The 14582-nt window shown below is 71.1% G+C and carries 9 protein-coding genes; 3 read left to right on the top strand and 6 right to left on the bottom strand.

The features are described 5' to 3' along the window. Positions 1-20: 20 nt before the first annotated feature. Complete coding sequence (locus tag WME90_RS03910) at positions 21-749, bottom strand: hypothetical protein (protein WP_437279710.1); 729 nt, start codon at positions 747-749, stop codon at positions 21-23. Positions 750-1263: 514 nt separating this feature from the next. Between WME90_RS03910 and WME90_RS03915 the strand changes: the two genes are divergently transcribed. Beyond that, positions 1264-1662, top strand: a complete 399-nt coding sequence (locus WME90_RS03915; protein WP_437279711.1) for a hypothetical protein — start codon at positions 1264-1266, stop codon at positions 1660-1662. Between the two features lie 45 nt (positions 1663-1707). Here WME90_RS03915 and WME90_RS03920 read toward each other — a convergent pair whose 3' ends face one another. The 3 genes from WME90_RS03920 to WME90_RS03930 form a co-directional block, all read right to left on the bottom strand. Then, positions 1708-1959: a hypothetical protein gene (locus WME90_RS03920; RefSeq protein ID WP_437279712.1), complete on the bottom strand. Its 252-nt coding sequence runs from the start codon at positions 1957-1959 to the stop codon at positions 1708-1710. A gap of 217 nt (positions 1960-2176) precedes the next feature. Beyond that, positions 2177-3616: a sigma 54-interacting transcriptional regulator gene (locus WME90_RS03925; RefSeq protein WP_437279713.1), complete on the bottom strand. Its 1440-nt coding sequence runs from the start codon at positions 3614-3616 to the stop codon at positions 2177-2179. Positions 3617-3672: 56 nt separating this feature from the next. After that, entirely contained in the window at positions 3673-7575 is a 3903-nt protein-coding gene (locus tag WME90_RS03930) for a protein kinase domain-containing protein (RefSeq protein WP_437279714.1), read from the bottom strand. 623 nt (positions 7576-8198) lie between these two features. Between WME90_RS03930 and WME90_RS03935 the strand changes: the two genes are divergently transcribed. Further along, positions 8199-8666 carry a hypothetical protein gene (locus tag WME90_RS03935; RefSeq protein WP_437279715.1) on the top strand — a complete coding sequence of 156 codons (468 nt, stop codon included), beginning with the start codon at positions 8199-8201 and terminating at the stop codon, positions 8664-8666. Positions 8667-8687: 21 nt separating this feature from the next. Here WME90_RS03935 and WME90_RS03940 read toward each other — a convergent pair whose 3' ends face one another. Further along, positions 8688-8906, bottom strand: coding sequence for a hypothetical protein (locus WME90_RS03940; RefSeq protein WP_437279716.1), 219 nt, complete (start codon positions 8904-8906; stop codon positions 8688-8690). A gap of 607 nt (positions 8907-9513) precedes the next feature. Here WME90_RS03940 and WME90_RS03945 point away from each other — a divergent pair. Next, positions 9514-10434, top strand: coding sequence for a transposase (locus tag WME90_RS03945; RefSeq protein ID WP_437279717.1), 921 nt, complete (start codon positions 9514-9516; stop codon positions 10432-10434). 518 nt (positions 10435-10952) lie between these two features. Here the strand turns inward: WME90_RS03945 and WME90_RS03950 are convergent. After that, complete coding sequence (locus WME90_RS03950) at positions 10953-14405, bottom strand: DNRLRE domain-containing protein (protein WP_437279718.1); 3453 nt, start codon at positions 14403-14405, stop codon at positions 10953-10955. Between the last annotated feature and the right edge of the window lie 177 nt (positions 14406-14582).

The raw sequence follows: 14582 nt of genomic DNA on the forward strand, positions 1-14582 counted from the left end.
CCTGCGTGCGCGCCGGGGGCTCACAGGAGACCCAGCGTGATCGGATGGAAGACGACGCGGACGCCGGTCCTGGACCCCGCCTCGTTGCCCCTCGTATCGCCGACATAGTCGAGCAGGGAGACCAGGTTTCCGGGCGGGAACGAGTAGAGGTCGTGCGCGTGGTCCGAGTCGATGTACTCGTGCTCGAAGTGCGTGGGGCCGAGGATCTCGGCGATGTCGCGGGACGCGGTGTAGAGGTGGACCCAGTCGGTCCCCGCCGCGTGCGTCCAGTCGTTCTTCGTCTCGAGGGCGTCGATTTGGACGGAGGCCCAGACCTCGTTGCCATTGAAGATGTGGAGCTCCACTTCCAGCTCGACGCGCGGCCCGTGCCCGCCGAAGTCGGCGTCGCCGCCGACGTGCGGCGGGGTGTAGAACGGCGTCTCCGAACGAAACGTCTCCGCCGATGAGAAGGTGACCGCGTCGCCGTCCGCGGCTTCTCCCGCGGCGTCGACGCCGGCGCCGGGGGCCGCCAGATAATGATGGTCCAGGACGGGGCGGCGCTTGATGGTCCACCAGGGCTCCGCGGAGGGGAGGGCCTTGTCGCATTTCCCCGGAGGACATTCGAACAGCGCCGCGCTCAGCGTCGCCTGGTCCGATTGCGCGACCACGTTCTCCGGGACGAGATCTTCCTCGGCCGACTCTCCAGCGGGCGACGCAACGCAACCAGCGAGCAACGAGACGGACAGCGAAACGAACAATGCACGCATCATGATAGAGCTCCTTCGGGGTCGCCTGCGCGCTCTCCTGCCGAGATAGCGGCTCTGCGCGCGGCGATTGGCCTTTCAGCAGGCGTCGTGCCACCGCGAGGACACGAGGATCCGGGCCAGATCCAAGGCGCCCTCGCGCGCCGGCGCCGCAGGTCGAGTCACCCCCGCTCGACTTGAGCAAGACCTGCGCGAGCGGAGCGAGCGCGAGCGCCGCCCGACGCCGCGCTCCGCGCGCGGGCGCGCTCGCGACAGCCCCGGAGCGCCGACCGCCGCTCGTCCCTGGACGGGGTGTTGTCGACGAAAAATTTTATATGTACTGGAATACTCGACGTGCCGAAGTGGCGCTCGGCAGGTGAGGTATGCATTGCGGGGGCGAGACAAGGTGTGATATGTGTCGCCCATGAAGGTCGGGGGAACTCATCTCATCACAGTTGCCGCGCTTCTCGCCTGTGGATGCGCTTCCTCTTCGCCGCTCTCGCCCTCCACGCCGGGGAGCCTGAAGGATGGCGCCCCGGCGGTGGCCGCCGCTGAGCCGGCGGCCCCGGCTGGCGGCGCCGCCGCGGCGAGCCCTGCCGGTCCCCGGAGCCGCCGCTATCCCGCAGAGGAGCTGCGCAGGGTGGCCCGCGTCGCGTCCGCGCGCTGCAAGAAGGCGAATGCGCCCTCGGACTCGACGTGCCTCCTCAGCGAGGCGACGCCGTTCCTGAAATTCCGTCCCGAGGATCCGGATTGCCGTTACGTGTCGGGGACCGCGCTGTCCGTCGCCGAGTGCTCCGATTTCGAGGAGGGCTGCCAGAGCGTGGACGCGAAGGATCTCGTTCACCAGCTCGAGGCCTTGCAGACCGCCGGCAAGGATTGCCATCGCGAGCCGACGGACGACGAGCGGACAGAGTTGCTGAAGCTCGCAGGCTCGAAGTGAGGCGCCGTCCGGCAGCGCGCTAGGGACGCGCCGCCTCGCGCTCTATCAGGGGTCGTAGCCGCACTCGAGGCAACGCGTCAGGATCTCGCACCAGCTGGGGGTGCTCCGGGGATCCTGACAATACCTGTAGGCCCTGTCGCACGTGCCGCTCCCGGGGCACACGACGAGCTCTTGAGAGCTCTCCTCGGTCGTCTCCTGATCCGGCTCGACCTCGGCATCCTCGGCCGATGTCGCGACGCATGCAGGGGTAAACGACGCGAAGAGGGAGACGGTGAGCGCGAGAAGAAGGTTCTTCATGGCAACATCCTTTCGTTCTTGATGCCGGGATATCGAGCCCGGCTCTCGTCGGCCCACACAGCAGCGCGCGTGCCACCGGAACCACAGGCGATCTCGCGGGATACCCGCGGCCAGTCGGGCCCTCTTGGCGCCACTTGAGCGAAGCTCGCTCAATTCGCGTGGTCGCCGCCCAACCGGCCTGGACGTCGGAGCGCTCTGGCCGAGAACAGCCGCCGCGTCAGCGCGTGGGCTTGCCCTTGCGCGGCCGCGGGATGCCGTAGGCGCTCAGCCGGGCCACGAAGGTGCGGCGGGGCATGCCGAGCAGCGCCGCGGCCTGCGTCTGGTTCCCAGCGCACTGCTCCAGCGCATCGACGATCCGCCGCCGCTCGATGGCGTCGAGCTCGCTCCGTAAGCCGCCGGCGCCCTCGGCCGAGGGGACCGCGCCGGCGTGCGCCGTGGCCTCGGCGGGCGCCGCCGCGGGGCGCGCCTCGACGGGGGGCGTCACGGGGCGCGCCTCGAGGGGCGGCGGCGCAGCGGCGGCGTCGAGCAGGAGGTGCTCCGGGAGCAGCGTGTCCCCGCCGGAGAGCACGACCGCGCGCTCGATGACGTTGCGCAGCTCGCGGATGTTGCCGGGCCAGCGGTGCGCCTCCAGCGCGGCGAGCGTCTCGGGGGCGAACGCAGGCGCCGGGCGCCCGAGCGCGCTCGCAGTCCGGTCGGCGATCGCGCGCGCGAGCGGCGCGATCTCGGAGGTGCGCGCCCGGAGCGGCGGGATCGTCAGCGCGATGCCGTTCAGCCGGAAGAACAGATCCTCCCGGAAGGCGCCCCGCTTCACCTCGGCGGCCAGATCGCGGTTCGTCGCCGAGAGGAAGCGCACGTCGATGGGCCGCGGGCTCAGCCCCCCGACGCGCATCACCTTGCGGTCCTCGAGCACGCGCAGGAGCTTCACCTGGATGCCGGGCGGCAGCTCGCCCACCTCGTCGAGCAGCACCGTGCCCTTCTCGGCCGTCTCCAGCAGGCCCGGCTTCGCGTGGACCGCGCTCGTGAACGCGCCCCGCTCGTGGCCGAACAGCTCGCTCTCGAGGAGCGACTCGGAGAGCGCCGCGCAGTTGAGCCGCACGAAGGGGCCCTGCGCGCGCGGCGAGCGCCGGTGGATGTGCTCGGCCAGCACCTCCTTGCCGGCGCCCGTCTCGCCGAGCAAGAGCACGGTGATCGGCGCGCCGGCCACGCGCTCGGCCAGCGCGTAGAGCCGCTCCATGGCCGCGTCGAGCACGATGGGCTGGCCCTGGCCCGGCGCCGCGCCCGCGGCGCCCTCGCGCGGCAGGATCACGATGAGCGTCGAGCCGAGGTTCACCGCGTCCCCGACCGAGAGCTCCATCGTCTTGCCCTGCTCGGGCTGGAGCTCGAGGAGCTTGGTCGTCGGCCCAGCGCTGCGCTCGCGGCGGAGGCGGGTCCCGTTCGCGCTCCCGAGGTCCTCGATCGCGATGGGCGGGCCGAGGTGGATGATCGCGTGCCGGCGCGAGACGGAGCTGTCGCCGATCTGGACGTCGTTCTCCGTCGACCGGCCGAGCGACACCCGGCCCTCGGCCGGCAGCGGGTGCCGCGTCACGCGGCCCCCGGCGAACACCGCGAGCTCCAGGGCGCTCTGCACATCGTTCCGGGTGGATTTCGCGGCAGCCACGGTTCCCTCCCTGCTCACTGCGGCTGGTTCTACCTCGTCGCGCCGCGCCCGTCTGCTCACGTCTCGAGCCACGCGCGCGCCAGCGCCAGCGTGCGCGCGTGGGCGTTGATGTTTTCCAGGAAGCTCGTCCGGAAGGCGGGATCCGCGATCTTGTCGGCGCGGGCGAGCAGCTCGGCGCGCGCCTCGCGGAGGGCCTCACGGGCCGCCTCGACCTCGCCGTTCTCGTGGAGCGCCTCGGCCAGCAGCACGGGGACCACCTCCTGCCGGAGCGCGAAGAGACACGCGGTCGACCGCTCCAGGGCGAACGCCTCGCGGGCCAGCTCGACGGCCTCCGCCGCCCGCCCCTGCCGCAGCCGGATCTCGGCGAGCAGCGAGAGGCGCACGGACTGAAGGAAGGGCACCAGCCTGGCGGCATCCCCGACGGCGCGCACCTCTTCCTCGGTCCCGGCGAGATCCCCTCGCTTCAGGCGGCATTCCGAGAGGAGCAGGCGCGCCTGCGCCATGTGCGCGAAACCGTTGGAGGCCGAGGCCCTCCGGAGCAGCGATTCGGCTTGCTCGTGCGCCTCCGTGACCCGCCCCTGCTCCAGCATCCCCATGATCCGGAACGAGAGCGCCGTCAACTCGACGTAGGCCGGCGCGTGCTCCTCCGCGAACAACGCGTCGACACTCTGCCCGGCGAGCTCGAAAGCACCGAGCATCAGCTCGTCCAGGGCCGCATACACTCGCATCATCTTCATGCCGAAGCGATCGCCGAGGGCCTCGACGTGATCCTTCGCGGCGCGGTACTGCTGGCGCGCTGCCCACTCATCTCGCTCGGCGTGGGCGCACCACCACGCCCGCATCAGGCTGACCGAGGCCCCGACAGTGTGATCGTCCCCCACGATCGGCGCCACGTCCTGCTCGATCCTCTGCAGGTATCGCCAGGCCAGGTCGGGCATCCCCTCCCGGAGCAGGGCGTAGAAGGCCAAGGGGTTGAAGGTCACCGCCACCTGCCGGGGATCGAGGGGGAGATCTGCGGGGGGCATGCGCTGGACCAGGTCGCGGGCGACCTGCCGGTCCTCCGCATGGGTCGCGACGAAGAGCCCGAACGTCATGGCTGTTCCGTGCTGCTCGCTGCCGGGCGACGAGCTCTCCAGCGCCGCGAGCGCGTGCGTAGAGGACTGCGCCAGGTCGTCCAGGTGGAAGAGCTGCTCCGACAGCAGGTTATGGAGCTCGGCCAGCACCTCCCCTGCGGGCTCGCAGGCGATACCCCGCCGGGCGCGCGCGAGCACCGCCGGCCCATCGGCCGCGCGCCGCGCCTTCTCGGCCGCCTGCAGGTAGAACTCCGCCGCCCGCGCCGTCTCCCCGCCGCGCTCGAAATGCTCGGCCAGCACCATCGGATCCTGCTCGCCCGCCTGGAGGAGCCATTCCGCAGCGAGCCTGTGCCCGAGGCGCCTGTCGCGGTCGGTGAGCATCGCATAGGCGCCCTCCCGCAAGAGCGCGTGGCGGAACGCGAGCTCGTCCTGGCCCACGAAGCGCGGCGCCGGACGGCGCTCGAGGATCTCGCGCTCGAAGAGCGCGGCCCAGGCATCGTTCTCCCGCGCGCCGGGCGCCGGGGTGCCCGAGAGGGCGCGCACGCCCTCCGCCCAGCACACCTCGCCGAAGACGCTCGCGGCCCGGAGCAGCCGCCGCTCCTCTGACCCCAGCGCCGCGAGCCGCGCCTCCACCATCCCCAGCACCGTCTCCGGCAGCGCGCCGGCGCGCCCCTCGGCGACCGCGCGGATCAGCTCCTCGAGGTAGAACGCGTTGCCGTCGGCCTGCGCCACGATGGCGGCGACGGTCTGCGCGTCGATCGCCTCGCCGAGCGCGCTCCGCACGAGGAGCTCGGCGGCCCGGGCGGGCAGGGGGCGCAGCTGGAGCTCCGAGCGCCCCCGATCCGTCCAGAGCCGGGGGAAGAGGTCATGGACCTCGGGCCGCGCGAAGGCGATGACCACGTACGGCCGATCGCTCAGCGCGCGCAGCGCCCGATCGAAGATCCGCACTGAAGGCGCGTCCCCCCAGTGCAGATCCTCCAGCACCACCAGCATGGGCTGCGCGTCCGTCACGGCGCGCGCATGATCGATGTACGCCTGCTCGATGTGCTCCGCCATCACCGCCGGAGCCTGCCGCGCTGCCCGCAGGAGCGGCCCGTCCTCGTCCGGGAAGGGCGCGCCGATCAGCTCCCCGAGGAACGCCGCGACCCGCGGGCGATCGGCCTCTGCGAGGAGGCGGCCCGCGGCGCGCTCGAGCTTCTCGCGGCGCACCGGGGCGGCCTCGCCCGCGGCGATCCCGAGCGCGTTGCGCAGCGCCCCGGCCAGCATGGCGAACGCCGAGCCCGCGCCGATGGAATCGCCGCGGCCCACGCCGAGGTCCATCGCGGGGTAGCGCCGCTTCAGCAGCTCCAAGAGCTCGTGGCGCAGGCGCGATTTGCCCATCCCGGCCGCCGCCGTCACCAGCGCCGCCGCGGCCTGCCGATCCTCGAAGCTCCCCTCGACGATCTGGAGGAGGCCGCGCAGCTCACGGTCGCGGCCCACGTAGGGGCTGGGCCTGCCGAGCAGCTTTCGCGCCTCCTCGCCGACCTCGCGCTCGGCGAGCAGCCAGAGCGCGCCGCCTTGCTCCAGCACATCGAAGCGCACGTCGAGCAATGCCAGCGTGATCGCGTCGATCTGGACGCCCTCGTAGCGCTCCTCGCGGCCGGTCGGCGTGCGCGCCTCGAGCAGCGAGGCCGCCCGCTCCAGCACCTCGCCGATCGGCACACGCCCCGTGTCCTCGGCCCGGCCCGTCACCTGCGCGACGCTCCATGCGTTCGCCGGCAGGGTCGCGCGGATCCGCAGCGCGCAGCGGGCCGCGAGCGAGGCCACGTCGGTCGCGCTGCCCGCGCCGGTCACCGTCGCCACCACCGTTCCATCGCAGAGCTGCTCCACCCGCGCGCCCAGCGGGGCCGCGACGAGCCGCACCTGTGCGAGCGCGTCGAGGGACACCGCGTTGAGCGGCACGGTCTCCTGCGTGGGGCTCGGGCGCTCGCGGGCCGGCTGGACCGCCACGACCGAGATGAGGCGCTTCTCGTCGCCGGTGATCGGCGCGACGCTCCGATCCGCCGAGGCCGCGTGGCCCCTCGCCTCCCTGATCCAGTCGAGGAGCTGCGCCACCGCCGCGCCGTCGGCCGGCCGCGCCGCCGGCTCCTTGGCCAGCATCCGCGCCACCAGGTCGTCCAGCTCGGCGGGCATCTCGGGCCGCAGCTCCCGCAGGCGCGGCGGCTCCTCCATCAGCAGCTTGGCGAGCAGCGCCATCGCGTGCTGCCCGTAAAAGGTCGGGAGCCCGGTCAGGCACTCGAACAGCACGCAGCCGAGCGAGAAGACGTCGGCGCGCGCGTCGAGCAGCGCGTAGCTCCCCCGCGCCTGCTCCGGGGCCATGTACCCGGGCGTGCCGAGCACGGTGCCCGTCTGCGTCAACCGCGTCGCCGTCCCATGCAGGCGTGCGATCCCGAAATCGAGGACCTTCACGCGCTCGATCGAGCCATCCACGAGGAACAGGTTGCTCGGCTTGACGTCGCGGTGGACGATGCCGCGCGCGTGCGCGGTCCCGAGCGCTTCGGCGGCCGCGTGCACGACGGCGAGCGCCTCCTCGAGGCGCAGCGCGCCGCGCAGGAGGCGCTCCGAGAGCGTCTCCCCCGCGAGCCACTCCATCACGAGGTACGGCTGCCCCGACGGCGCCGTCCCGTGGGTGACGTAGCGCACGATGTGGGGATGCTCGAGGCCCGAGAGCACGCGCGCCTCGTGGGCGAAGCGCGCCGCCGCATGCGGGTCGGCCTCGCGCAGGAGCTTGAGGGCCACAATCGCGCCGCTCGCCCGGTCGTGGGCCCGGTAGACCGTCCCCATCCCTCCGGCGCCGGCGAGCGCATTCACCTCGAAGCGGCCGTCGATCACGCTGTGGGAGAGCATCGAGGAGGAGCTTGCCTCCTCGCTTGCCACCCTCGCAAGAGCGGCAACCGGCGGCGAGGTGACCCAGGTTGGGTGAGCTGACCCAGGTTGGGCGAGCTGACCCAGGTTGAGCCGTGCCCCGACCAGAGCCGTGCCCCGACCCAGGTTGGGCCGACCTGCGGACCCGACCCAGGTTGGGCGAGCTCACCCAGTGGAGGCGAGCTGACCCAGGTTGGGCCGACCTGCGGACCCGACCCAGGTTGGGCGCGCCGCGACCCGACCCCGACCTGCGGACCCGACCCAGGTTGGGCGCGCCGCGACCCGACCCCGACCTGCGACCCACCCAGGTTGGGAGCGACTTGCGTCCCCATCCAGGTTGGGCGAGCAAGCACACCCCATGCGCTTCGTGCGATCTCATCTCCTCTGCACGCCGCTGTGACCGTTCAAAGCGCATATCACCGCGCCGCCCGCAGCGCTCTCCCCGCATCGTCGCGCTTGGAACGAACGCCGAAGTTCAGTTGTCGTACTGAAGCGCACGCGCGCGCCGGCTTGCCATTGCGGCCCCTCGCGAGGTCCGGACGGCGAGCGCCGGAGGAGGCGCGCTGGATTGCGGGCGATGAGCCGGGCGTGGTACGTCTCGCTGGATGATGTCTGGGGGGTCCTTGCTTGTCCTCGCCGGCGTGTGCGCGCTCCTCGCGAGCGCGTGTTCCGGAACGCCGCAGCCGGCCGCGGGCCCGCGGGCGGCCGGCGCCGCGAGCGCTGAGCCCGCCCGCCCTCGGGTCCCCATGTATCAAGGGGCCGAGCTGGAGCGAATGGCGCGCATCGCCGCCGCGCGCTGCAAGAAGGCGAACACGCCGTCGGACGCGGCATGTCTCCTCACGAAGGCCTCCACGTTCCTGAGATACCCGCCCGGCGATCCCGATTGCCGCTATGTCGCGGGGACGGCGCTCTCGGTCGCCGAGTGCTCCGAGTTCGAGGAAGGGTGCCTGAGCGTGGATCCCCCGGATCTCGTCCGCCAGCTCGACGTCCTGCAGAGCGCCGGGAAGGACTGCCAGCGCGAGCCGACCGACGCCGAGCGCGCCGAGGTGCTGCGGCGCGCTGGCGTGAAGTGACGCGCTGGCCCGGGGCCCGTTTCAATCCAGCGTGGGAATGTTACCGTCCTGCCACCTAGCCGCGTCGAACGTGAAGCTCTCGGTGAACAGATCGGCCGTGCTCACGGACTGTCCCTTGAGGAACCGGTCAACGAGCTTGTTCCAGTAATCCACCGCGAAGGTCCCCGCCTGCGCGCAGTGGCCATGGTTCGGGTGGGGGAAGCCCAGGTAGTCCTTGGAGCCGAGCGCTTCATAGATCATCTGGGTGTACTTCATCGTCGTATAGACGCACTTCGGGCAGTTCCAGCCGTCGCTCGTGCCCTCCATGATGATGAGCGGCCTCGGGTGACCCGACCCAGGTTGGGTGACCCGACCCAGGTTGAGTGACCGGGGGCCGCCCGACCCAGGTTGGGGCTGCGAGGTTGGGGCTGCGCAGGTTGGGGCTGCGACGAGATGACGACCCAGGTTGGGGCGGACCGCGGCTGGGTTAGCAGCAGGGGGATGACCCGACCCAGGTTGAGTGACCGGGGGCCGTCTGACCCAGGTTGGGGCTGGCGGGTGACCCGACCCAGGTTGAGTGACCGGGGGCCGCCCGACCCAGGTTGGGGCTGCGAGGTTGGGGCTGCGACGAGATGACGACCCAGGTTGGGGCGGACCGACGAGATGACGACCCAGGTTGGGGCGGACCGCGGCTGGGTTAGCAGCAGCGACCATAGGCGGGTAGCAGCCAGCCCGAAATGGTGTGTAGCAGCCGTCCAGCGTGGCGGACCACCTGGCGGCCGCCACCCACGCCACCCACGGAGCGACGCAAGTTCTTGAAACTATTCACCCTCACCTCCGGCACGGAGTTTGTTGATGTCCGCCGGCCATGAGCCAGCCCCGTGAGATCGCTGCCGGCGCCACCTACCTCATCACCCGTCGCGTCCTGCGCCGGCATCTGCTCTTCCGCCCCGATGCGGCTATCACCCAGCTCTTGGTCTACACCCTTGCGTTCTCGACCCGTCGCTTCGGCATCGAGGTCCATGCGCTCTGTGCAATGTCCACGCATCTGCACGTCGTCGTGACCGACGTGAATGGCGTTCTGCCACGATTTCTGCAGTTCTTTCATCGCATCGTTGCACTTGGCACGAAGGTACTCCGCACCTGGGAAGGGCCAGTATGGGACCACGAGGCTACGAGTGTTGTGCGCCTGCTGACGCGCGCGGCGGTGGTGGAAAAGATCGCCTACGTCCTCGCGAACCCCGTGGCTGCTGGTCTTGTCCGACATGCGCGTGACTGGCCGGGCGCCAAGGTGAACGTGGACGAGCTCGGCCATGGCGTCCTACGTGCGGCTCGGCCCACGGTGTATCTCGACCCGGAGAATCCGCAGTGGCCGGAGGAAGTCGCGCTCCCGCTCGCGCTGCCGCCCATCATCCAACAGGACAGCGGGGAGATCTTTCGAAGGGAGGTCGCCGCCGAACTCGAGCGACAAGAGGCTCAGGCCCATGCGGAGGTGCGGCGACAAGGGCGCCGCTTCCTGGGTGCCGAACGAGCCAGCAAGATCTCCCCTTACGAGCGAGCGACGAGCTTCGAGGCGCTGCATGATCGCAATCCGGTCTTCGCGGTCGGTCGTCATCAGGGGGGCGCGTGGCGAGTCGCAGCGGCCGCTGTGCGTGCGTTTCGCATGTCGTACCGCGCAGCGCTCGAACGATGGCGTGCGGGCGTACGCAGCGCCGTATTCCCGGCGGGGACGTGGTGGATGCGTACGTTTCACGGCGTTTGCGTGACCGATGTCGTGCTCACGGTGTAGGCGCTGCTCAGCCAAGTGGTGAATGGCGAGCGATGGCTTTGATGCTTCGTTGCAGGGAGCGGCCATTTTGATAAGGCGAAGCGGGCGGAAGTCCGTTTGTGCAGCGCTGCCCAGATGAATGAGCGTGGGTGATTCCGGGATCCGGACTCACATCCCGAGTGGAGCACCTCGGGTCAACCCAGGTCGACGCAATCAACCCGTTGCATAGCGATGCCTCAACCTGGGTTGGGGGCGCTAATGCATGGTGTCAGCCTGGGTCGGATTGCATGGTGTCAACCTGGGTCGGATCGCGGAGCGCGAGGTCACGCGCGAGTCGTCAACCTCGAGTCGTCAACCTGGGTCGCGGGTCGTCAACCTGGGTCGGGTCGCGGCGCGGGTCGCGTCAACCTGAGTCGGGTCGCTGGTCGGGGGTCGCTGGTCGACTTCCTGCGGCGCAGGCGCGGGAGCCACGGGCGGCGTGGCGGCTGAGCGATGTCACCGAGAGGGGCCGGGCGGGCATGCGCTGTCGAGGCGGTTGGCTACTCGGCAGCGTGATAGCAGACGTCGAGCTTCGGCCTGCGCGTGACGTCGGGATACTCGCTCGCGCGGAAGTCGGTCCTGTTGCTCGCGTCGACCAGCGCGACACCGTGGTTCGGCTGCGCGCCATTGACCCAGCCCTGCACGACGGACGTCATGTCGGCGGTTACGAACGCATCGGTTTGCGCCAGCGTGGTAAGGGACGCCTCGACGGCCGGGCTGTATCCGCTGAACCCGCCCCCATGGAGGGTGGACTCCTCCCAGGCGCCGTCCACGCGGTGCACGGTCACGACGCTGCCTTCGGGCTTCCAGGCATAGGACAGCGATATCGTCGCAGAGGTCACGCTGGAGCCCGGCGGGATGAACGACAGATCGTAGGCCAGGACCGCCGTGGCCGGCTGGACTGCGTTCGCGGTGGTGATGAGGTAGGGATACGCGCCGTACGCCCAGCCCGTCGTGGGACCCTCGACGAAGGAGTCCTGCACGCCGCCGAACGCGCCGCGCCGCACGCTGACGCACTCGAGGTCGCAGGCGTTGCCGAGGCCGTCGCCGTCCGAGTCAACCTGGGAGGCGTTGGGCTCGACCGGGCAGTTGTCGCTCGCGTCGGGGACGCCGTCGCCGTCCACGTCCGGGGCGGACGCAATGCGGAACCGCGCGACGCCGGGGTCATGATCGCTTGCCTGATCGGCGAACTCCGCGTTGACATGGACGACGTCGAAGCCCACGAGCTTCGGCCCAACCAGGTTGGCGCTGACCAGCACGTGGTCGAGCGCCTGACCATTGCCGTCGAACACGTACGTATAGCGCTCCTCCGGCGGGAGCGTCTCGATGAGCGGGATCAGCCCGGCTTCCTTCAGAATCCCGACCGGCGCCGAGAACTGGAAGTCGTTCAAGTCGCCCAGCACGACCACATTCGCGGACGGATCGCTGTCGAGGATCTGCCGCACGAAGCCGGCGACCACCGTGGCCTGCTGCCGCCGCTGGGTCTCGCTCGTCAGGGTCGGGGGCTGGAAGCGCCCGTAGAGCGGCTCGTCACCGCCCTTGGAGTTCCAGTGGTTGGCCACCACGAACAGCGGCTGGCCGTTCCAGCGGAGCTCGCATGACAGCGGCTTGCGGCTGTTGGCGAAGGCCGGGTTGCCCGGGTCGACGCGGCCGGGGCTGTAGCGCAGGGACACGCCGCCCGCGCCGCCGCCGACAACCTCGTTCGGCGTCAGGGCGCCGGCGCCAGGGCGATCGACGAACTCGAGCCCGCGGTCGGTCCGGAACAGGAATCCCACGCGGATGTTGCCGCCGGGCTCCCCGCCATCCGTGCCGTCGGTCGGATCGATGCTGCGGAACTGGTAGGCAGGTCCGCCCGGAACGGCCGCGATCGCTGCGATCAGCCGCGCGAACGTGGTTGAGGCGTCCACCACTCCATTGTTGGTCGGCCCGCTGTTGTCCTGGACCTCTTCGAGCGCGACGAGGTCGGGGCCACCGAGGTTGTCGACGAGGATCCGGGCGAGGCGATCGAACTTCTCCTGCGGATCGCCCGGATCGAGGTTCTCGACGTTGAACGCGGCCACGTCGAGGTCCTCGGCGCTTCGCGTTCCGAGCGACGCGACCTCGCGCGCGAGCGTCGAGGTCGCCGCGGGGAGCGCCTCGTCGACCGGCAGGAGCTTGTAGTTGGCGAAGTTGTAGTCGACCGTGCCCACGATGGGCCCGGCGAACGTCGCGCCCACGTCCAGCGCGGGCGCCGATGCGCGCAGGGGAACCTGGAGCAGGATCCGTTCCGGGTTGAAATCGCCCGGGCTGATAACGACCGCCCCGCGTGCGCTGCGCAGGCCGGCCGCGTCGTCCGTGGTTGCGCCGCGGTCGCCCGGGACCAGCGCGATCTCCGCGGTTCCGGAGCTCGGGAACTCGCGGGTGGGGCCTACGACGGCCGGGGCGTTCACGCTCACCCGCATGCCCTCGAGGCTCTCCCAGAAGTCGATGCCGTCGGCCTCGGGGTCGAAGCTGTTCGCGGCCTCGACGCTTCCGCTGGCGTCGTCCTCGATCGTCTGCGTCGGAGGACGGCGCGAGCCGGGCGCGAAGCCGATCGAGACCGGGGGCGGCAGCGCATGGCCGCTCGAGAGGACGGTGATCTGCGGGCGGGCAACCTCGGTGACGGTCAGGTTGTGGTACGCGCTGCCGCGGGAGGGCGTGCACGGGTCCGCGCAGCCGGCGCGGTACTCCGTGATCTCCCCGGTGAGCTCGACCAGGTCGCCGACCCTCACCGACGGCGCGGCTCCCGTGAAGACGAGGAGCCCTTCGGAGGTGGCCGGATCGCCGTCCGGCGCCGGCGACTCCACGGTGAAGCCGTTGCTGCGCAGGGTCGCCACGAGGCCCGTCGTCTTCACGACCTCGCCCGAACGCGGCGAGAGGTGCGCGCGCCCCTGGATGTCGTGGATCGCGACCGCCAGCGCCGCGTGCCCCGTGGTGAACGAGACCGACACGTCGGTGGGCAAGGGGTCGATCGTCCCGTTGCTCCCAGGGGCCTGCTCCTGCACGCCGTTCGCCCGGACCACGAGGACGCACGCGGCGTCGTAGGGCAGCGGCTCGGCCGGCGTGAGCGCGAAGGCGAGGGGGCCGCCGCTGACCGCGATCGAGCGCGCGCTGCCCGCGCAGGAGAGCTCGAAGGCATCCGCGACGACCACCGCCTCGCTGAACGTCACGCTCAGGCTCGCGGCCGGGTCGACGCCGGTCGCGCCGTCGCTGGGCGCCGTCGCGGTCACCGCCGGCGGGGTGTCGCCGCCGCAGGCGAGCGCCGCGGTCGATGTGGTGCGGGGCGTGGGCGTCCCGGTCGAGAGGTCGTCCTCGTTGCTGCCCGTGTCCTGGCAGCCAGCGCCCTGCCGGAGCGACGCCGTCGCGTTGGCGGTCGCCGGCGCCGGCGCGGCGCCCTCGAAGTAGCTCGCCCCGCCGAAACCGACCAGATCCTCGATCAGCGCCTCCTGGGCCGCCGAGCAGGGCGCCGTGCCGCCGTTGCAGCCGAGGCCCGTGGCCTGCCGGACCAGGGCGACCTTGCCGGCCGAGCCGCTCATGTTGATGGGCGTCGCATCGACGAGGTCGGCGGCGGGGAGCGGCGCGCCGCTCCCCGAGCCCCCCGCCTCCTGCACGAGGAAGTACTGTCCGGGCTGGAGGGTGATCGCGGGCAGCTCCGTGAGCTGCGTCGTCGTGGCCCCGAGGGCGCCCGTGCCCGTGGCGCTCGCATACTGGATGGACCACCCCGCGAGCGACACCGGGCTGTTCGACCGATTGAACAGCTCGACGAAGTCGTGCGTGTACACGGCCCCAGAATTGCCCCCACCGCCGTACACCTGGCTGATGACCACGCGTCCGCTCGGGAGGGAGGCGGCCAGCTCGGCGGTCCCGAGCTCGGCGGTCCCGAGCTCGCCAGGCTCTGCCGAGCCGCCGCAGCCGCAGGCGGTCGCGAGCGCCATGGTCGCCGTCCATCGAATGTGGTGATGCCGAAGAAGAGAATACCCCGCGCGCGAGAGGACCCGCGGGAACAAGGATAGGTTTCGCACGATGACACCTGTTGGCGTTCGAATATGATGGGAAGAAATGGCCGAAGCAAACAGCCGCGGCCACTTTCACATTATGCGAGTTCGTGCATT

The organism is Sorangium sp. So ce375 (genome assembly GCF_051473855.1).
Classification (GTDB): Bacteria; Myxococcota_A; Polyangia; order Polyangiales; family Polyangiaceae; genus Sorangium.